Below are 20,351 nucleotides of genomic sequence, written 5' to 3'. Positions count from 1 at the left end.
TGCCCTCGAGAGCACCACGGTTGTGGCTGCGCTTGAGGGCTTTTTTTTTCGACCGTCATGCTCGACCGCCCGACTCAACCGCTCCTCTCGACCCGACCCATCACAGGACCTTTCATGCGCAAACCCGAAGACGCCACACCCAAGACCGATGCTCCGGCCCAGCCCGCCCGTCGCGCCATCATGAAGTCCGGGGCTGCAGTTGCAGTCGCCAGCCTGTTGCCCGGGCTGCAGTCCCAGGCGCGCGCGGCAGGAACCGGCTTCGGCAAGCCCGAAATGGAAGAAGTCAAGATCGGCTTCATCCCCCTGACCGACTGCGCCCCCATCGTGATGGCGGCGGTGCTGGGTTTCGACAAGAAGTACGGGGTGAAGATCATCCCGAGCAAGCAGGCCTCGTGGGCTGCCGTGCGCGACAACCTCGTCACCGGCGGCATTCAGATGGCGCATGTGCTCTATGGCCTGCCCTATGGCGTGCAACTCGGCGTGGGCGGGCCGAAGAAGGACATGGCCATTCTGATGGGCCTGAACCGCAATGGCCAGGCCATCACCCTGGCCGATGCGCTGGCCAAGGAAGGCATCACCACCGGCCCGACGCTGGCCAAGGCCATCGCCGAAAAGAAGCGCACCTACACCTTTGCCCAGACCTTTCCCACCAGCACCCACGCCATGTGGCTGTATTACTGGCTGGCGACCTACGGCGTCAACCCGCTGAAAGACGACAAGGTGATTACCGTGCCGCCGCCGCAGATGGTGGCGAACATGCGCGTGGGCAGCATGGACGGCTTTTGCGTCGGCGAGCCGTGGAACGCGGTGGCCATCGAGCAGAAGATCGGCTTTACCGCCGTGACCAGCCAGGAGATTTGGATGGATCACCCCGAGAAAGTGCTGGGCACCACCGACGAGTTCGTGCAGAAGTACCCCAACACCACCAAGGCGGTGATGGCCGCGGTGCTGGAAGCCTGCCGCTGGATCGACGCCTCGGATGCCAACCGCACCAAGATGGCCGAAATCATCGCCGCACCGGGCTATGTGAACACGCAGGTGGAAACCATCCTGCCGCGCATCCTCGGCCATTACACCAACGGCCTGGGCAAAAGCTGGGACGACAAGCACCCGATGACCTTCTATGAAGACGGGCAGGTCAACTTTCCCTGGCTGTCGGACGGCATGTGGTTCCTGACCCAGTTCCGCCGCTGGGGCCTGATCAAGACCGACCCCGACTACCTCGCCGTGGCCAAGGCGGTGAACCGGGTCGATCTTTACAAGGACGTGGCCGCCGAACTCAAGGTGCCGGTGCCTGCCAGCACCCTGCGCACCTCCAGGCTGATCGACGGCGTGACCTGGGACGGCAAAGACCCGAAGGCCTATGCCCGCAGTTTCAAGATCAACGACATGGCCACTTGACGTCCCGGGCGCCGCGCGGCATCGCAACCGCCCGGCGCCCCGCCTGAAACGCAACGCATGACGATGAAGCAGGAGTCCAGCATGAACACCGCAGTCCTGTCCGGCGCCGCCGGATTCAACCCCGAGCCGCCGACCGAGAGCATCGCGCTCGACGCTCAAACCGCGCAGACCGCGGCGCATGCCGAACCCACCTCGGCTGCCACGGCAACTTCGAGCAGCAGCAAGTTCGCCATCCGCCCGATGAGCGCGGACGACCGCAAGCGCGCGCGCAACCGCCGGATCGTGCTGGCGCTGGTGGCGCCGCTGGCCGGCCTGGCGCTGCTGCTGCTGGTGTGGGAACTGGCCGCCGAGCACAGCGCGCAATTCCCCTCGCCGCTCGTCACCTGGAAGTCGGCGCAAAAGGTGTTCGCCCATCCCTTTTACAACAACGGGCCGAACGATGTGGGCATCGGCTGGAACCTGTTGGCCTCGCTGCAGCGCGTGGCCTATGGCTTCGGCCTGGCAGCCCTGGTGGGTATTCCGCTGGGCTTCGCCATTGGCCGCATGCGCTTTCTCAATCGCATGCTCTCGCCCATCATCAGCCTGCTGCGCCCGGTGTCGCCGCTGGCCTGGCTGCCCATCGGCCTGTACGTGTTCAGCAACGCCCCGGCGGCAGCCATCTACACCATTTTCATCTGCTCCATCTGGCCGATGATGATCAACACCGCCATCGGCGTGCAGCGCATTCCGCAAGATTATTTGAACGTGGCGCGGGTGCTCGACCTCTCCACCTGGAAGGTGTTCACCAAGATCTTGCTGCCCTCGGTCATGCCCTACATGATGACCGGCGTGCGGTTGTCGGTCGGCACCGCCTGGCTGGTGATCGTCGCCGCTGAAATGCTCACCGGCGGCACCGGCATCGGCTTCTGGCTGTGGAACGAGTGGAACAACCTCAACCTCGCCCACATCATCATCGCCATCCTGGTCATCGGCGTCACCGGCATGGTGCTCGAAGGCGCGCTGATGCTGCTGGCGCGGCGCTTCAGCTACGACGAAGCGCGCTGAAAGTCCCCATCTCTCCCACGAGGCATCCACCATGGAACGTTTCATCGCCGTCCAACAAGTCGAGATGGTGTTCGACAGCGCACGCGGCCCCTTCCACGCCCTGCAAGGCATCAACCTGGACATCGCCCGTGGCGAGTTCATCAGCCTCATCGGCCATTCCGGCTGCGGCAAGAGCACCCTGCTCAATCTCATCGCCGGGCTCACGCTGCCCAGCGCCGGGGTGATGGTTTGCGATGGCCGCGAAATCCACGCGCCCGGACCCGACCGCGCCGTGGTGTTCCAGAACCACTCGCTGCTGCCCTGGCTCACCTGCTTCAGCAACATCCACCTCGGCGTCGAGCGCGTGTTCGGCGGCGCGCGAGGAAACGCCGGGCCGCCCCAAGTTTCCTCGCCCCCTGCGGGGGGCAGGGCGGCGCGCCGCCCCTGGGGGCGCTCAGAGACCAAGGCGCAGTTGAAAGCCCGCACCCAGGCCGCGCTGGAACTGGTGGGCCTGCCGCACGCCGCGCACAAGCACCCGCATGAAATTTCCGGTGGCATGAAGCAGCGCGTCGGCATCGCCCGGGCGCTGGCGATGGAGCCCAAGGTGCTGCTGATGGACGAGCCCTTCGGCGCGCTCGACGCCCTCACCCGCGCCAAGCTGCAGGACGAATTGCAAGGCATCGTCGCCGCCAGCGGCGCCACCGTGGTGATGGTGACGCACGACGTGGACGAAGCCGTGCTGCTGTCCGACCGCATCGTCATGCTGACCAACGGCCCGGCAGCCACCATCGGCGAAATCCTCACCGTCGATCTGCCGCGCCCGCGCGAACGCCTGGCCCTGAGCGAAGACCCGCACTACGCCCACCTGCGCGCCCAGGTGATGGAGTTTCTCTACAAGCGCCAGGCGCATCCGCAGGCCAAGGTGGCCTGACCGCCCCGAGCACGACCCCACTTCAAGGAGTTCAACCATGAGCATCACCGCCGAGCAAATCCAGCTGGTGCAATCCAGCTTCGCCAAGGTCAGGCCCATTGCCGACCAGGCTGCCGCACTGTTCTATGCGCGCCTGTTCGAGATCGCACCCCAGGTCAAGCCGATGTTCAAGGGCGACATGGTCGAGCAGGGCCGCAAGCTGATGGCCATGCTGAACACCGTGGTCAACGGGCTGACGGATCTGGACAGCATCGTGCCGGCCGCGCAGAGCATGGCCAAGCGGCATGTCGACTACGGCGTGCGGCCGGAACATTACGCATGCGTGGGCAGCGCCCTGCTGCATGCCCTAGGCCAGGGCCTGGGCACGGACTTCACCCCCGCAGTGAAGCAGGCCTGGGCCGATGCCTACGGGCTATTGTCGGGCGTGATGATCGCCCCGGCCTACCCCGCGACGCAGGAGCAGCGCGCATGAACAAGCTCAAGCTCGTCCTCGTGGGCAACGGCATGGCCGGCGTGCGCGCGCTGGAGGAGCTGCTCAAGCTCGCCCCGGATCTGTACGACATCACGGTGTTCGGCGCCGAGCCGCATCCCAACTACAACCGCATCCTGCTGTCGCCGGTGCTCGCCGGCGAGCAGACCATCGAGCAGATCATCCTCAACCCGCTGTCCTGGTACGCCGACAACGGCATCACCCTGCACACCGGCAAGACCGTGGTGGAGATCGACCGCGTCAAGCGCCTCGTTCGCACGGACGATGGCCTCGAGGCCCCCTACGACCGCCTGCTGCTGGCCACCGGCTCGCTGCCCTTCATCCTGCCGGTGCCGGGCAAGGAGCTGGGTGGCGTGATCGCCTACCGCGACATCAAGGACACCGAAACCATGATCGAGACCGCCAAGGTGCACAAGCACGCGGTGGTCATCGGCGGCGGCCTGCTGGGGCTGGAAGCGGCCAACGGCCTGATGCTGCGCGGCATGGACGTGACCGTGGTGCACATCATGCCGTGGCTGATGGAGCGCCAGCTCGACGATGTGGCGGGCAAGCTGCTGCAAAAATCGCTGGAGGATCGCGGGCTGAAGTTTCTGATTGGCGCGCAGACACAATCCTTGCTCGGCGACGACACAGGCCGCGTGCGCGCCGTGCAGTTCAAAGACGGCAGCGAGATTGCCGCCGACCTGGTGGTGATGGCCGCTGGCATACGCCCCAACACCGCGCTGGCGGAGAAGGCCGGCATCTATTGCAACCGCGGCATCGTCGTCAGCGACACGCTGCAGACCATCACCGATCCGCGCATCTACGCCCTGGGCGAATGCGCCGCGCATCGCGGCATTGCCTACGGTCTGGTGGCGCCGCTGTTCGAGCAGGGCAAGGTGGCGGCCAACCATCTGGCGCAGTTCGGCATTGGCCGCTACACCGGCAGCCAGACCAGCACCAAGCTCAAGGTCACGGGCATCGACCTGTTCTCGGCGGGCAACTTCATGGGCGGCGAGGGCTGCGAAGACATCGTCCTGTCCGATCCGTTTTCCGGCGTGTACAAGCGCCTGGTGATTCAAGGCGACAAGCTGATCGGCGCCTGCCTCTATGGCGACACGGTGGACGGCTCCTGGTACTTCAAGCTGCTGCGCGAAGGCCGCAAGGTGCACGACATTCGCGACAAGCTGATGTTCGGCGAAAGCCACCTGGGCGACGCCGGCCACCAGGGCCAGAGCAAGGCGCAACTGATGGCCGATGGCGACGAAGTCTGCGGCTGCAACGGCGTGAACAAGGGCAGCATCTGCAAGGCCATCAAGGAGAAAGGCCTGTTCACCCTGGAAGAGGTGCGCAAGCACACCAAGGCCAGCGCCAGTTGCGGCTCGTGCACCGGCCTGGTGGAACAGTTGCTGATGTTCACCGCCGGCGGCGACTACAGCTCGGCACCGAAAAAGAAGGCCATGTGCGGCTGCACCGACGCCAGCCACCAGGAAGTGCGCGACGCCATTCGCGAACAGCATCTGCTGACCATTGCCGACGTCTACGCCACGATGGGCTGGCGCACGCCCAACGGTTGTTCGAGCTGCCGCCCGGCGGTGAATTACTACCTCATCGCCACCTGGCCGCACGAGGCCAAGGACGACCCGCAAAGCCGCTTCATCAACGAGCGCAGCCACGCCAACATCCAGAAAAACGGCACCTATTCGGTGATCCCGCGCATGTGGGGCGGCGAGACCTCGGCCTCGGAGTTGCGCCGCATTGCCGACGCCGTGGACAAGTACAAGATCCCCACGGTGAAGGTGACCGGCGGCCAGCGCATCGACCTGCTGGGCGTGAAGAAGGAAGACCTGCAGGACGTCTGGCGCGACATCGGCATGCCCAGCGGCCACGCTTACGCCAAGGCGCTGCGCACGGTGAAGACCTGCGTCGGCAGCGAATGGTGCCGCTTCGGCACGCAAGACAGCACGGCGCTGGGCAAGCTGCTGGAACGCGCCACCTGGCGCATGTACGCGCCGCACAAGGTGAAGTTCGCCGTCAGCGGCTGCCCGCGCAACTGCGCCGAATCGGGCATCAAGGACGTGGGCATCATCGGTGTCGATTCCGGCTGGGAGATGTATGTCGGCGGCAACGGCGGCATCAAGACCGAAGTGGCGCAATTCCTCGTCAAGCTCAAGACCCAGGAGGAGGTGCTGGAGTACACCGGCGCCTTCATCCAGCTCTACCGCGAAGAGGGCTGGTATCTGGAGCGCACCGTGCATTTCATCGCCCGCGTCGGGCTGGACTATGTGAAGCAGCGCGTGCTCGACGACGCCGCTGGCCGCGAGGCGCTGTGGGAGCGCCTGCAGTTCGCCCTGCAAGGCGAGCCCGACCCGTGGTTCGAGATCGACCGCGCCCAGGTGGACACGCGGCAGTTCATTCCCATCGTGCCGATCGCCGCCAACGCGGCGCAAGGAGAACCGGCATGAGCGCTGCCGACTTCGCTGCCGATCTGGCAAGCGCCGCCCACGCCGATGCGGCCTGGACCCAAGTCTGCACTCTGGCCGACATCCCCGCCCTCGGCGCGCGCCGCGTGCGCCGCCCCGACGGCGTGGACATCGCCCTGTTCCGCGCCGAGAGCGACCGCATCTACGCCCTGCTCGACCGCTGCCCGCACAAGGGCGGCCCGCTGTCGCAAGGCATCGTCTTCGGCGAGTCGGTCGCCTGCCCGCTGCACAACTGGACCATCCGGCTGGGTGATGGCCGCGCCCAGGCTCCGGACGACGGCTGCACCCCCGCCTTCGCCGTGAAGGTGGAGGGCGAGCAGATCTATTTGCGCAGCGACCAGTTGCACGCCCCGATTGCCGCAATGGCCGCGTCAACTTGCCACGGCGCGGCCTGCGGGAGCGCGGCATGAAAACCCGATCCGCGATGCGCAGCCTCCCCATCCCGACCTCCCCCACGTGGTGGGGGAGGAGCATGCACTCCCTCCCCACGCGTGGGGAGGGCCGGGGTGGGGAGCTTGCGCGCACCTCAACAGCAGGCCCAAGATGAACGCCGCCGACCTGCCCGCCGGTTCCATCGCCATCGCGCCCGATGGCGCCGTGCGCGAGACACGCTCGACCTGCCCCTATTGCGGCGTGGGCTGTGGCGTGCTCATCCAGAGCGAGGGCGGGCGCATCACCGGGGTGCGGGGCGACCCCGATCATCCGGCCAATTTCGGCAAGCTCTGCACCAAGGGCGGCGCGCTGTATCTGAGCGCCAAGCCGGAATTGCTGCCGCAAATTCGCGCCCTGCGGCCCGAGTTGCGCACGCGCCGCGCCGCGCCGCGCCAGGCGGTGCGCTGGGGCCACGCGCTGGACCATGTGGCGCGGCGCTTCGCCGCCATCATTGCCGAGCATGGCCCCGACAGCGTGGGCTTCTACATCTCCGGCCAGATGCTGACCGAGGATTATTACGTCTTCAACAAGCTGGCCAAGGGGCTGATCGGCACGAATAACGTCGACACCAATTCACGCGTCTGCATGAGCAGCGCGGTGGCGGGCTACAAGGCGACTCTCGGCGCGGACGCACCGCCTTGCAGCTACGACGACATCGACCACGCCGCATGTCTGGTTCTCGCGGGCAGCAACGCCGCCTGGTCGCACCCCATTGCCTTCCGCCGCATCGAGCAGGCCAAGGCGAGGCGGCCGGAGCTGCGCATCGTCGTCATCGACCCGCGCCGCACCGAAACCGCCGAACTCGCCGATCTGCATCTGCAACTCCTGCCGGGAACCGACGTGGCGCTGTTCCACGCCATGCTGCATGTGATGGTGTGGGAAGACCTGGTGGACCCCGCTTTCATCGCCGCCCATACCAGCGGTTATGCCGCGCTGCGCGAGCTGGTGCGCGACTTGAGCCCTGCTGTCGCGGCCAATCTGTGCGGGCTTGCGGCGCAGGACATCGTCACTGCCGCACGCTGGTTCGCGCTGGGCGGCCTGGGCGCCGATGTGGCCAGGCGTCAGCCCACGCTCTCCATGTATTGCCAGGGCCTGAACCAGTCCAGCAGCGGCACGGCGAAGAACGCCGGGCTGATCAATCTGCACCTGGCCTGCGGCCAGGTCGGCAAGGCGGGCGCGGGGCCATTCTCGCTCACCGGCCAGCCCAATGCCATGGGCGGGCGCGAGGTGGGCGGCATGGCCAATCTGCTCAGCGCGCATCGCGATTTGTCCAACCCCGGGCACCGCGCCGAAGTCGCCAGGCTCTGGGGCGTGGCCGACGTGCCCGCCGAGCGCGGCAAGACCGCCATCGAACTGTTCCAGGCCGTGGCCGACGGCACGGTGAAAGCGCTGTGGATTGCCTGCACCAACCCGGCGCAATCGCTGCCCGACCAGGCGCTGGTGCGCCGCGCGTTGGAGGCCGCCGAACTCGTCGTGGTGCAGGAGGCGTACACCACTGCTGCAACCGTGCCCTACGCCGACGTGCTGCTGCCCGCCACCACCTGGGGCGAGAAGGAAGGCACGGTGACGAACTCCGAGCGCCGCATCAGCCGCGTGCGCGCCGCCACGCCCGCGCCCGGCGAGGCGCGCGACGACTGGGCCATCGCGGTGGACTTCGCCCACCGGCTTGAGTCGCTTCTTCCGCAACGACTGAACGGCAGGCTCACCCTCTTCCCCTACCCCACGCCCGAGGCGGTGTGGAACGAGCACCGCGAATCCACGCGTGGGCGCGACCTCGACATCACCGGTCTGTCGTGGGCTCTGCTGGAGCGCGACGGCCCGCAGCAATGGCCTTACCCGGCTGGTGCCGGTAGCGGCAAGACGCGGCTGTACGAGGACGGCGTCTTCCCCACGCCCGACGGCCGCGCGCGCTTTTTCGCCCAGGCCTTCAAGCCCGTGGCCGAGCCTTGCGACGCACGCTATCCGGTGGCCCTCACCACCGGGCGGCTGCGCGACCAATGGCATGGCATGAGCCGCACCGGCTCGGTGCCGCGGCTGTTCAACCACGCGCCCGAACCCTGCATCGACCTCCACCCCAGCGACCTCGCCCGGCGCGGTCTGAGCGATGGCGAATTGCTGCGCGTGGCCTCGCGTCGCGGCGACATCATCGTGCCCGCCCGCGCCACCGACACGGTACGCCCCGGCCAGGCCTTCATCGCCATGCACTGGGGCGCGGAATTCCTCGCCGGGCGCAATGCCGAGGGCGTGGCGCGCCTGGGCGTCAACGGCCTCACCCTGCCCGCGATCGACCCCTATTCCTTCCAGCCCGAGCTCAAGCACAGCGCGGTGCGGGTGGAGGCCGCCAACCTCACCTGGCACCTCGCCGCCTTCGGCTGGATGCCCGAGACGAGCGCGCACGCGCTGCGTCGCGAACTGATGCGCGAACTGGCCGCGCTGCCGTTCGTGATGTGCGTGCCCTTCGGCCGCGAGCGCACCGGCCTGCTGCTGCGCGCCGCCGCGCGCGGTGCGCCACCCGCCGAACTGCTGGCGCGCATCGAAGCCCATTTCGGCGTGCAGGGCAGCGCGGCCCTGCACTACGCCGACCCCGGCCGCAGCGTGCTCCGCTCCGTGCGGCTGATTGGCGAGCGCATCGATGCCGCGCTGCTGTCCGGCCCGGCCGACAGCGTGGTGGCGCAAGGCTGGCTGCGCGAACTGCTGCAGAGCGAGGCCAGCGCCAAGCCCTATGGCCGCTGGTTGCTGCTGCCCTCGACCAAGGCGCCGAGCCATCTGCCCAGCCCCGGCCACCAGGTGTGCAACTGCTTCGACGTGTGGCAAAGCCAGATCGACGCCGTGCTGCCCACGCTGGACGGCGACGCCGACACCGTGCTCGCCACGCTGCAGCAGCAATTGAAGTGCGGCACCAACTGCGGCTCCTGCCTGCCCGAGCTGCGCCGCATCGTGCGCGAGCATGCAGCCGTCGCGGCTTGAATGGAATTTGAAGGAGTGCACCATGTCCACCCTCGCAAGCTCCCCCTCCCTGCCGCCCCCGCTCGGTGGGGGAGGCGCGCAAACCCCCTCCCCACCCGTGGCGAGGGTTGGGGAGGGGAGCGTTGCGCCACGACGCTCGCCGCCGCAGGCCAACGCCGAGGCGCCGCCCGAAGACTTTGCCGCAGGCGACGAAGACCACTTCAACCCCGAAGTCGTGCCCATGCTGCGCACCATCGGCCGTGGCGCGCATGGCAGCCGTGGCCTGAGCGTGGAGCAGGCGCGGACCTTGATGGGCTGGTTGCTGCGGCGTGAACTGTCGGACGCGCAAATGGGCGGCGTGCTGCTGGCGCTGCGCATGAAGGGCGAGAGCGCCGAAGAACTCGAAGGCTTCACCCGCGCCGTGCGCGCCTCGCTGCCGGCCATCACACCGGGGCGGCCCGTGGTGGTGCTGCCCAGCGTCAACGGCGCGCGGCGCCTGCCCAACCAGGTGCCGCTGCTGGCCCTGTTGCTGCGCCAGCGCGGCATTCCGGTGCTGGTGCTGGGCACCGAGCAGAGCGACGGCCGGCTGCATACGGCGCGCATCTGGGCCGCGCTCGGCCTGCATCTCGCGGGGAGCAGCATGCAGGCGCAAGCGTTGCTGGACGCGGGCGAAGCGGTCTATCTCGACCTCGGCCGCATCAGTCCGCAACTGGCCGCGCTGCTGCAATGGCGCAGCGTGCTGGGCGTGCGCAACGCTGGCCACAGCGTGGTGAAGTTGCTGGCCCCTGTCGCCGGCCCGAGCCTGCTGCTGGCCAGCTACACCCACCCGGAATACGCGGTGCTGATGCGCGACGTGCTGCAGCGCCTGGGCCAGCCCGCGCTGCTGATGCGCGGCTGCGAAGGCGAGGCCGTGGCCCACCCGAGCCGTGCGGGCGAGCTGCTGCACATCGACGCCGCCGGCGGCCTGCACACGGAGCTGGCCACGGAGGCGACGCAAGCCGAAGTCGCCCTGCCGCCCTGCGGCACCGACCTGGCCGCCACCCTGGGCTGGATTGCCGATGTGCGCGCCGGCCGCAAGCCCGTGCCGACGCCCCTGGCACGCCAGGCCGACAGCATTGCCGCAGCTTTGCGCGCGGCACAGGCTGGCGGCTCGGGCGGCGAGAGCGGCGATGGGCCAGAGGCCCGCCCCGCGCCCATACTCGGCATCAGCAGCACGCTTGCCGGCGCCGGGGAATCGCAGCCCACCGCCGCTCGAACCGAAGCCGGTCACGCCGGCTTTTTCGCTGCCGAATCCCTCCTGCATGCCTGATTCCCGGAGCCCTGCCATGCCCCATGCACCAGCTGCCGCATCAACCCGTCCATCGACCCACACGGCACCCACCGTCCACCTCGTCGGCGCCGGCCCTGGCGACCCGGAGCTGCTCACCCTCAAGGCGGTGCGCGTGCTGCAGCAAGCCAGCGTCGCGCTGGTGGACGATCTGGTCAACGAAGGCTGCCTGCAGCATCTGCCACCCTCCTGCCGCGTCGTGCATGTGGGCAAGCGTGGCGGCTGCGCCAGCACGCCGCAAGCCTTCATCGAGCGCCTGATGGTGGCCGAAGCGCTGCGCGGCGAGCGCGTGGTGCGCCTCAAGGGCGGCGACCCGCTGCTGTTCGGCCGCGCCGGCGAAGAAATCGCCGCGCTGCGCGTCGCCGGCATTGCGGTCGAGGTGGTGCCCGGCATCACCGCCGGCGTTGCCGCGGCGGCGGCGTCCGCGGTCTCGCTCACCCACCGCGACCACGCCCGCGGCGTGGCCTTCGTCACCGGCCACACCGCGGCCGGCAACGGTGTGGACTGGGCCGCGCTGGCGCGCAGCGGACTGACCCTGGTGGTCTATATGGGTGTGTCCACCGCCGCAGCCATCCAGCAGGCTTTGCTCGACGGCGGCCTGCCGGCGTCGACCCCGGCACTGCTGGTGCAGTCCGCCAGCAACCCGGACGAGCGTCGTCTGCGCACCCGCCTGGGCTGGCTGGCCGAGAGCCTCGCCGCCAGCGGCCTGGCAAGCCCCTGCGTGATGATCATCGGCGAGGTCACCGAGGCGCAGATGCAGGCGGAAATACAGACGCAGGCCGATGCTCCGTCCTGGTCCTGGTCCAGCTTGCAGCCCGGGCTTTGCCCCGCAAGCCAGGCAGCCTGATCCGAGCACAAGCCCCGATGAATGTGGCCGCGACAGCAGGACCCGATCTCACGCCCGAGCCGCCTGCGAAGGCGCCGGCCGCAGCCTTCCTGCGCATGGGGCTGGAGCGGCTGGACTCGGCCGAGAAGCTGCTGTTCCGCGAAGTCACGCGGCGCCTGGGCAACAGCCTGGAACCGATGCCGGTGCTGCGCGAAATGCTGCACCTCATGTCCGAGCTGCTGGGCCTGAACCGCGGCCGCGTGCTGCTGCCGCAGGCCGACGGCACGCTGGCCATCGCCTGCGCCTACGGGCTGCGCGCGGAGGAGATTGCGCGTGGGCGCTACGCCCCGGGCGAGGGCATCAGCGGCCGGGTGATGTTGCGTGGCGAGGCGGCCATCGTGCAGGACATCGACACCGAGCCGCTGTACCTGGCGCGCGCCGTGCCGCGCGAGCGCCTGCCGCAGGAAACCGTGTCCTACATCGCCCTGCCCATTCCCGGCGAGGGCCGGCCCGCAGGGGTGCTGGCGGTGCACCGGCTGCGCCGGCGCCAGCGCTCGCTGGCGGAAGACCTGGCGGTGCTCGATTCCATCGCCACCCTCATCGGCCAGGTGCTGCGCCTGAACCGGCTGGTGGGCGAACGCACCGCGCGCCTGGAAGCCGAGAACACCGAACTCAAGCTGGCGCTGGAGAGCCGCGCGACGAACGTGGCGGCCTACGGCATCGTCGGCCAGGCGCCCAGCCTGCTGCGCGCGGTGCGCAAGCTGGAGCAGGCCGCCGCGACCGACGCCACGGTGCTGCTGCTGGGCGAGTCGGGCACGGGCAAGGAGCTGTTCGCCCGCGCCATTCACCAGCAGAGCGCGCGCCGCGACGGCCCCTTCGTGCGGGTGAACTGCGCCGCCATTCCCGACACCCTGTTCGAGGCCGAGCTGTTCGGCCACGAGAAGGGCGCCTACACCGGCGCGACCAGCGCCCGCACCGGACGCTTCGAGCAGGCGCACCGCGGCACGCTGTTCCTCGACGAGATTGGCGACCTGCCGCTGGCGATGCAGGTCAAGCTGCTGCGCGTGCTGCAGGAACGGGTGATCGAGCGCCTGGGCGGGCAGCGTGAGATTGCGGTGGACGTGCGCATCGTCGCCGCCACGCACCAGGACCTGCAGGGGCTGATGGCCGCGCGGCGCTTTCGCGAGGATCTGTACTACCGGCTGAACGTGGTGCCCATCCAGCTGCCGGCGCTGCGCGAGCGGCCCGACGACATGCGCCACCTGATCCGGCATTTCCTGTTCCAGCTCAACGAGCGCCACCAGCGCAGCGTGCGGCTGGCGCCGGCCGGCATGAACAGCCTGGCGGCCTACCCCTGGCCGGGCAATATCCGCCAGCTCTACAACGTGCTGGAGCGCATCGTCGTGCTGTGCGAGGCGGGCCTCGCGGACGAGGCGCTGGTCGATGCCGCCCTCATCAGCGAAGTGCAGGGCCAGATGCTGGAGCCAACGCCAGCCCGCGCTGCGCGGCAGGCCGCCGACATGCCGCAAACCTGGACCGCCGCCACTGCCAACCCCAACGCGAACCACGACCCCACCTCCAGCATCCGCCCCTACCACGCGGTGATGGAAAGCGAGCGCGAAACCATCTTTGATGCCATCCGGCGCACCGGCGGCAACAAGTCGCAAGCGGCACGGCTGCTGGGCCTGACCCTGCGCCAGCTCAACTACCGCCTGGCCCGCTTCGGCAACGCCGGCGCCTCGACAAAGCGTTAACACAATGTTGACAAATGGAAAGCCCGGCCTTTGGCACTGAATGCGTAAACCCATGATTTAAAAGCAGTTCTCTCCTGGCACAGATAGTGCGTATGTGATGTGTGCCGCAAACGGCACCCGCATCACGCAAGCCCACAAACACACACCAGGAGAACGCTTCATGAGCCAGACCGCCACGCAGAAAGTCACCTGCCTCTATCCCGACCTGCTGCGCCCCATCGACAAGGATGGCCTGGGCCAACTGGCCACCAAGGGCAAGGCCAACCCGAAGAACATCGTCACCCTCAAGGCGAAGACGGTGTGCGAGGGCCAGTTCCGCAACCTCACCTACATCCGCAATCTGCCGGCCTACGTCATCGACGAGCCGCCGCACCTGCTGGGCGAAGACACCGCGCCCAATCCGTCCGAGGCCACGCTGGCCGCGCTCGGCGCCTGCCTCTCGGTGGGCGTGCACGCCAACGCCACGGCGCGCGGCGTGGCCCTGTCCAAGCTGGAGCTGGAGATCGAAGGAGACATCAACGTCACCGCGGTGTGGGGGGTGGGCGACCTGGACCCGGCGAAGAAGCTGGGCTTCACCGACATTCGCGTGAAGATCACCGCCGAGGGCGATGCGCCGCGCGAGGTGCTCGACGCCATCATCGCCAGCGCGGACCACTGGTCGCCGGTGGCCAACACCTTGCGCAACCCGGTGAACGTGGCCGTGACGGCGGCCTGACGCCGCAACCCGATACCAGCACCCCTTCCCACGCGACGCCGCAGCGCTCGAGCCTCGCCTCCAGGAGATCTTGCCCATGACCACCCTGACCCTGGCACGCCCCCTGGCTGCCGCCATGCCGCTGATGCCCCCGACCGGGCAAGCGCCGGAGCCCCAGTTGGATGATGGACTGGGCCCCTTGCGGCAGCTCGTGACCCAGGTGCTGGGGCCGCAGGTCCTGGCCATCGATCTGGACGCCGTCTACCCGGAAGACTTCCTGCACGCCCTGGGCGCGGCGGGCGGCTTTCGCGGCGCCGTGCCTTCCGAGTCCGGCGGCAACGGCTTGGGGCTGCCGCATGTGATCGAGGTCATGGCCCTGGTGTCGCAAACCTGCCTGTCCACCGGCTTTCTGACGTGGTGCCAAACCGCCTGCGCCCGCTACATCGCCATGAGCGACAACACCGAGCTCAAGCGCACGCTGCTGCCGCGCATCGCCAGCGGCGAACTGCTGGCGGGCACCGGCTTGTCGAACACCGTGAAGTCGTGCGACGCGGTGGAGGAATTCCGCCTCTCGGCCAAGCGCATCGACGGTGGCTATCTGGTGAACGGCGTGCTGCCCTGGGTGTCCAACCTCGGGCCGGACCATGTGTTCACCACCGGCTGCCCGGTGGAGGGCGCCGGCCCCGGCGACGACGGCCTGGCCTTCCTGCTGGTGGACTGCAACGCGCCCGGTTTCAAGCTGGTGGATTGCGCGCACTTCATGGCCATCGACGGCACGCGCACCCTGGCCTGCCACTTCAAGAACACCTTCGTGCCCGACGCCATGGTGCTGTCGCATCCGGGTCAGTCCAAGGCCTATGTGCGGCGCATCAAGCCGGGCATGATCCTCGGCCAGATGGGCATGTGCCTGGGCCTGGCGCAAGCCTGCGTGGATCTGATGCACCAGTCCAACCGCACCCACGCCCATGTGAACCGCCACCTCGACGACCAGGAGGATGAACTCGCCGCCGAGCTCGCGGCCCTGCGCGCCGGCACCACCGCTGCGGCGCAGGCGCTGCAAGCCAACCCGCTGGCCGACATCGTGCTCGACATCCTGAAGCTGCGCCTGGCCGGTGGCGAACTGGCGTTGCGCGCGGCGCAAAGCGCGCTGCTGCACCTGGGCGCCAAGGGATATCTGCAGAAAAGCCCGGCCCAGCGCCGGGTGCGCGAGGCGTATTTCGTCGCCATCGTCACGCCCGCGACCAAGCATCTGCGGCGCGAAATCGCCCGGCTGGAATCCGGCCAGGCTGTGTGTGCGGCCTGAACTTGCGGCCCTCCACCCGCAAAGGCCAAACAGCGCACCCGTCCCACGGCATGCCCCATTCCATCAACGGCATGTCATTTCCCTCCCGTCCAGAGTCAACCCAGGAGTCCATCATGAGCGAGCGCATTCTGATTTCCCCCGCCGATCTGAGCACCGCGATGCAGACCGAGCCCATGGCCATCATTGACACCCGCGACCCCGAGGCTTACGCCAAGGGCCATCTGCCGGGCGCGGTGAACCTGCGCGACATCTTCACCTACCTGGCCACCTCCACGCCGGAAGGCCGTCAGGAACTGCAGCAGCGCTTCGCCGACGAATTCGGCGCCGCCGGGCTCTCGGGGGCGGAGACGGCGGTGTTGTACGAGGAGTCGATGAACAGCGGCTTCGGCCAGTCCTGCCGCGGCTATTTCCTGCTCACCTACCTCGGCTACCCCAAGGTGAAGGTGCTGCATGGCGGTTATGCGGCATGGGTCGCAGCGGGCATGCCGGTGAGCCTGGACGCCCCCACACCCAAGGCGGCGGCCTTCCCGCTGAAGACCAGCGCGGCTGCGGTGATGATCGACAAACACCAGATGCTGGCCGCGCTCGACGACCCCTCCATCGTCATTCTCGACGTGCGCGATGTGGACGAGTGGGTCGGCACCAGCTCCTCGCCCTATGGCAAGGACTACTGCCCGCGCAAGGGCCGCATTCCCGGTGCGCGCTGGCTGGAGTGGTACCGCATGATGAAGCCCACGCCGCAGGGCCAGATGTTCAAGGAGCCGGAGGAAATTCTGGCCGAATGCGCCACGGTGGGCATCACGCCGCAGTCCACCGTCTACCTCTACTGCTTCAAGGGCGCGCGCGCCTCCAACACCTACCTGGCGCTGCAGCAGGCGGGGGTGAAGAAGGTGAAGATGTACTTCGGCTCGTGGAACGAATGGGCGCGCGATCCGTCCCTGCCGATCGAGACCGGCATGCCCGAAATGGCCGCCGCCGCGTGAAACTTGCCGGATCGGCCGGGGCTTGCTTCAGCCCCGTGCCGATCCCGTCCCATCACCCCTGCATCTGCCGACCATGAATCTCGAACGGACTCCCACTGTGGCCGAGGCCGCATCGCCCCACACCGCCGAGCAGCAATGGGTCTGCATGGTCTGCGGCCTGGTCTACGACCCGGCCGTGGGGCTGCCCGAGGACGGCATTCCACCCGGCACGCGTTTCGGGGACATTGCCGACGACTGGTACTGCCCCGACTGCGGCGTGACCAAGGCCGATTTCGAGCCGCTGGTGTTTTGAACGGCTGCCAGCCACCAAGCCTGCACGCCTTGGCACGCAACTTGCAACACAACGTAACGCCAGCATCACGACCCGACGTACCCACCCACATCCGACTCCAAAGACCCGGCCATGAGCGTTCACGACGACCCCTTCAACCCCTATGTCCGGCTCGGTGGTTGCTGCTGCTGCGGCCGCCATGCCACGCAAGCCGCGCACGACGCCGATGGTGATGCCGATGGCCAGATCGATGCCACCGATGCGCAGCAGTTGAGCCGCCGCGCCATCGAAACCGCGGTGATGCGCGCCATCTTTCCGAACGACGGCGAGCGCCGCCGCTTCCTGCGCGCGGTGGGGCGCAACACGGCGCTGGCCGCGCTGTCGCAGCTGGTGCCCTTCGGCGCGCTGGAAGCCATGGCGCAGGAAACCAACGGGGCGCTGGAGAAGAAGGACCTGAAGGTCGGCTTCATCCCCATCACCTGCGCCACGCCGCTGATCATGGCCGATCCGCTGGGCTTCTACGCCAAGGAAGGCTTGAACGTGCAGCTGATGAAAACGGCCGGCTGGGCCCTGATTCGCGACAAGGTCATCAATGGCGAATACGACGCCAGCCACATGCTGGCGCCCATGCCCATCGCCATCTCCATGGGGGTTGGCTCGAACGCCATGCCGGTGAACGTGATGACCATCCAGAACATCAATGGTCAGGCCATCGTGCTGGCGCTCAAGCACAAGACCAACCGCGACCCGAAGAACTGGAAGGGCTTCAAGTTCGCCATCCCCTTCGACTACTCCATCCACAACATGCTGCTGCGCTACTACCTGGCGCAGGCCGGCCTGGACCCGGACCGCGACGTGCAGCTGCGGGTCGTGCCGCCGCCCGACATGGTGGCGAATCTGCGCGCCGGGAACATCGACGGCTTCCTCGGCCCCGACCCGATCAACCAGCGCGCGGTGTACGACGAGGTCGGCTTCATCCATCTGCTGTCGATGGAGATATGGAACGGCCACCCCTGCTGCTCGTTCAGCGTGCCAACCAAGTTCATCCAGCAGAACCCCAACACCTTCGCCGCCTTGTACCGCGCGATCCTCAAAGCCAGCGCCATGGCGCACGAGCACAAGAACCGCCCGCTGATCGCCAAGGCCATCGCCCCCGCCAAATACCTGAACCAGCCCGAGATCGTGGTGCAGCAGGCGCTCACCGGCACCTTCGCCGATGGGCTCGGGAATGTGCGCACGGTGCCCGACCGTGTGGATTTCCAGCCTTTCCCCTGGTACTCCATGGCGATGTGGATCCTGACGCAGATGCAGCGCTGGGGCTATGTGAAGGGGGCGGTGAATTACAAGGGCATCGCCGAACAGGTCTACCTGCTGACCGATGCGCGCAAGCACATGCAGCAGCTCGGCATGAATCCGCCCGCCACCGACATGCGCAGCTATGTGGTCATGGGCAAGACCTTCGACCCCGCCAAGGCCACCGCTTATGTGAACAGCTTCCCCATTCGGCACACGGCCTAGGAGCGCAGCCATGAGCGCCACCCCGCACACCGGCTTGAAGGCGGCCTTGCTCAGCCTGCTGCTGTTCGCCGCCTTGCTCGGCGTCTGGCAACTCGCCACCCTGCCCAAGGCATCGAACCTGCCTGCAGGGGTGAGCGCCCAATACGCCGCGCTGATGGGCCAGGGCGCGGTGAAGTCCGACGGCTTTCCGACGCCGGCGCAAGTGGGCGCCACGTTCGTGAAGGAACTGCGCGACCCGTTCTACGACCACGGCCCGAACGACAGGGGCATCGGCCTGCAACTGGCGTATTCGCTGGCGCGGGTGGCGGCGGGCTTCGGCCTGGCGGTGCTGGTGGCGCTGCCGCTGGGCTTTGTCATCGGCATGGTGCCGCTGCTGCATCGGGCGCTCAACCCCTTCATCCAGGTGCTCAAACCCATCTCGCCGCTGGCATGGATGCCCATCGCCCTCTACACCCTGAAGAACGCCAATGTCTCGGGTGTGTTCGTCATTTTCATCTGCTCCATCTGGCCCATGCTGGTGAACACCGCCTTCGGCGTGGCCTCGGTGCGGCGCGACTGGCTGAACGTGGCGCACACGCTGGAGGTCGGCGGCATGCGGCGCGCGTTCCAGGTGGTGCTGCCGGCAGCGGCGCCCACCATCCTCACCGGCATGCGCATTTCCATGGGCATCGCCTGGCTGGTGATCGTGGCGGCCGAAATGCTGGTGGGCGGCACCGGCATCGGCTATTTCGTGTGGAACGAGTGGAACAACCTCGCCCTGTCCAGCGTGGTGTTCGCCATCGTCCTCATCGGCCTGGTGGGCATGCTGCTGGACCTGCTGTTCGCGCGCCTGCAGCGCCTCGTGACCTATGCGGAGTGATGCCATGACCCCAGCCTTCCTGCGCGTCGAAGCCCTGGCGAAGCAGTACCCCGATGCCCGCGGCAAGCCTGGCCCCGCGGTGTTCGACGACGTGCACTTCAGCATGGCGCGCGGCGAGTTCGTCGCCATCATCGGCCATTCCGGTTGCGGCAAGACCACCATCCTCAACGTGCTCGCCGGGCTGGAGCAAGCCAGCAGCGGCGCGGTGTTCATGGATGGCCGCGAGGTGAGCGGCCCCTCGCTCGACCGCGGCGTGGTGTTCCAGAGCCACGCCCTCATGCCCTGGCGCACGGTGCTGGGCAATGTGGCGTTCGCCGTGGCTTCGCGCTGGCCGCAGTGGAACCGCGAGCAGGTGCGGCTGCACAGCCTGAAGTTCCTCGACATGGTGGGCCTGGCCGCAGCCGCCGAGAAGAAGCCGCATCAACTCTCGGGCGGCATGAAGCAGCGCGTGGGCATTGCCCGCGCCTTCGCCATCAGCCCCAAGATGCTGCTGCTCGACGAGCCCTTCGGCGCGCTGGACGCACTCACGCGCGGCACCATCCAGGACGAGCTGCTGGCCATCGTGCGCGCCACGCAGCAAACCGTGTTCATGATCACGCATGACGTGGACGAAGCCATCCTGCTGGCCGACCGCATCCTGCTCATGAGCAACGGCCCGCATGCCAAGATTGCCGAGATGGTGGCCATCACCATGCCGCGCAGCCGCAGCCGCGAAACCCTGCACCACGACCCGCAGTACTACCGCATCCGCAACCATCTGGTGGACTTCCTCATGCACCGCGCCAAGACGCCGCCGCAGTCGCTGCCGGGCTACGACCCGCGCCAGGTGCCGCTGCTCAGCCCGGGGCTCGACGGGGTCTGCGAACCGGGCGCCGATGCCGCCCCGCTTGCTGACCTTCCCATGCCCGCGGCCGCGCTGCATCTGGTGTCGCCGGCGCCCGCTTCAAAAGCACGCGTGGCATGAGCCTTGCATCCTCGCCACACCTTACGATCACCCATCCAAGCAACCCATTCAGGAGATGTGATGGATGCCTTCCTCCCTACGGGGATAGAGACAGGAGCACGGAGATGAACGCGAAGCTGTACGGAAGAAACCTGGCCGCTGTGATGGCGGGCGGGTCTCCGGATGGA

Annotated in this window: 17 protein-coding genes; all 17 read left to right on the top strand. The window is 67.9% G+C overall.

Features of this window, described 5'->3' with window-relative positions:
* The first annotated feature begins 114 nt into the window (after positions 1 to 114).
* The 17 genes from ACYCUK_RS13915 to ACYCUK_RS13835 all read left to right on the top strand — a co-directional run bounded on the left by ACYCUK_RS13915 (position 115) and on the right by ACYCUK_RS13835 (position 20,184).
* Positions 115 to 1,401, top strand: a complete 1,287-nt coding sequence (locus ACYCUK_RS13915) for a CmpA/NrtA family ABC transporter substrate-binding protein (protein WP_461595317.1) — start codon at positions 115 to 117, stop codon at positions 1,399 to 1,401.
* An 81-nt stretch (positions 1,402 to 1,482) separates the two neighbouring features.
* Positions 1,483 to 2,445 (top strand): nitrate ABC transporter permease, encoded by a 963-nt coding sequence (gene ntrB / locus ACYCUK_RS13910; RefSeq protein WP_461595316.1) that lies wholly within the window; start codon positions 1,483 to 1,485, stop codon positions 2,443 to 2,445.
* Positions 2,446 to 2,476: 31 nt separating this feature from the next.
* Positions 2,477 to 3,355, top strand: a complete 879-nt coding sequence (locus ACYCUK_RS13905; protein WP_461595315.1) for an ABC transporter ATP-binding protein — start codon at positions 2,477 to 2,479, stop codon at positions 3,353 to 3,355.
* A gap of 37 nt (positions 3,356 to 3,392) precedes the next feature.
* A complete protein-coding gene (locus ACYCUK_RS13900; RefSeq protein WP_461595314.1) occupies positions 3,393 to 3,827 on the top strand; it encodes a globin family protein in 435 nt (144 codons plus the stop codon).
* Complete coding sequence (nirB, locus tag ACYCUK_RS13895) at positions 3,824 to 6,289, top strand: nitrite reductase large subunit NirB (RefSeq protein WP_461595313.1); 2,466 nt, start codon at positions 3,824 to 3,826, stop codon at positions 6,287 to 6,289. The genes ACYCUK_RS13900 and nirB overlap by 4 nt, the downstream gene beginning before the upstream one ends.
* Entirely contained in the window at positions 6,286 to 6,717 is a 432-nt protein-coding gene (gene nirD / locus ACYCUK_RS13890) for a nitrite reductase small subunit NirD (RefSeq protein WP_461595312.1), read from the top strand. The genes nirB and nirD overlap by 4 nt, the downstream gene beginning before the upstream one ends.
* A gap of 133 nt (positions 6,718 to 6,850) precedes the next feature.
* Positions 6,851 to 9,706 (top strand): nitrate reductase, encoded by a 2,856-nt coding sequence (locus ACYCUK_RS13885; RefSeq protein ID WP_461595311.1) that lies wholly within the window; start codon positions 6,851 to 6,853, stop codon positions 9,704 to 9,706.
* A 22-nt stretch (positions 9,707 to 9,728) separates the two neighbouring features.
* Positions 9,729 to 10,994 (top strand): DNA-binding protein YbiB, encoded by a 1,266-nt coding sequence (gene ybiB, locus ACYCUK_RS13880; RefSeq protein WP_461595310.1) that lies wholly within the window; start codon positions 9,729 to 9,731, stop codon positions 10,992 to 10,994.
* Between the two features lie 16 nt (positions 10,995 to 11,010).
* On the top strand, positions 11,011 to 11,859 hold the full coding sequence (cobA, locus tag ACYCUK_RS13875) for a uroporphyrinogen-III C-methyltransferase (protein ID WP_461595309.1): 849 nt from the start codon (positions 11,011 to 11,013) through the stop codon (positions 11,857 to 11,859).
* 17 nt (positions 11,860 to 11,876) lie between these two features.
* Positions 11,877 to 13,592, top strand: a complete 1,716-nt coding sequence (locus ACYCUK_RS13870) for a sigma-54-dependent Fis family transcriptional regulator (RefSeq protein WP_461595308.1) — start codon at positions 11,877 to 11,879, stop codon at positions 13,590 to 13,592.
* A gap of 160 nt (positions 13,593 to 13,752) precedes the next feature.
* Positions 13,753 to 14,307 carry an OsmC family protein gene (locus ACYCUK_RS13865; RefSeq protein WP_461595307.1) on the top strand — a complete coding sequence of 185 codons (555 nt, stop codon included), beginning with the start codon at positions 13,753 to 13,755 and terminating at the stop codon, positions 14,305 to 14,307.
* A gap of 76 nt (positions 14,308 to 14,383) precedes the next feature.
* Positions 14,384 to 15,589 (top strand): acyl-CoA dehydrogenase family protein, encoded by a 1,206-nt coding sequence (locus ACYCUK_RS13860; protein ID WP_461595306.1) that lies wholly within the window; start codon positions 14,384 to 14,386, stop codon positions 15,587 to 15,589.
* A 113-nt stretch (positions 15,590 to 15,702) separates the two neighbouring features.
* A complete protein-coding gene (locus tag ACYCUK_RS13855; protein ID WP_461595305.1) occupies positions 15,703 to 16,572 on the top strand; it encodes a sulfurtransferase in 870 nt (289 codons plus the stop codon).
* A 73-nt stretch (positions 16,573 to 16,645) separates the two neighbouring features.
* Complete coding sequence (locus ACYCUK_RS13850; RefSeq protein WP_461595304.1) at positions 16,646 to 16,864, top strand: rubredoxin; 219 nt, start codon at positions 16,646 to 16,648, stop codon at positions 16,862 to 16,864.
* A gap of 111 nt (positions 16,865 to 16,975) precedes the next feature.
* Positions 16,976 to 18,361, top strand: a complete 1,386-nt coding sequence (locus ACYCUK_RS13845; RefSeq protein ID WP_461595303.1) for a CmpA/NrtA family ABC transporter substrate-binding protein — start codon at positions 16,976 to 16,978, stop codon at positions 18,359 to 18,361.
* Between the two features lie 10 nt (positions 18,362 to 18,371).
* Positions 18,372 to 19,220 (top strand): nitrate ABC transporter permease, encoded by an 849-nt coding sequence (ntrB, locus tag ACYCUK_RS13840; RefSeq protein ID WP_461595302.1) that lies wholly within the window; start codon positions 18,372 to 18,374, stop codon positions 19,218 to 19,220.
* A 4-nt stretch (positions 19,221 to 19,224) separates the two neighbouring features.
* A complete protein-coding gene (locus ACYCUK_RS13835) occupies positions 19,225 to 20,184 on the top strand; it encodes an ABC transporter ATP-binding protein (RefSeq protein WP_461595301.1) in 960 nt (319 codons plus the stop codon).
* The last annotated feature ends 167 nt before the right edge of the window (positions 20,185 to 20,351 follow it).

It is taken from the genome of Thiomonas sp., assembly GCF_054608695.1.
The sequence above is the reverse complement of the archived record's forward strand: the minus strand, read 5'-3'. Positions and strand labels throughout refer to the sequence as shown.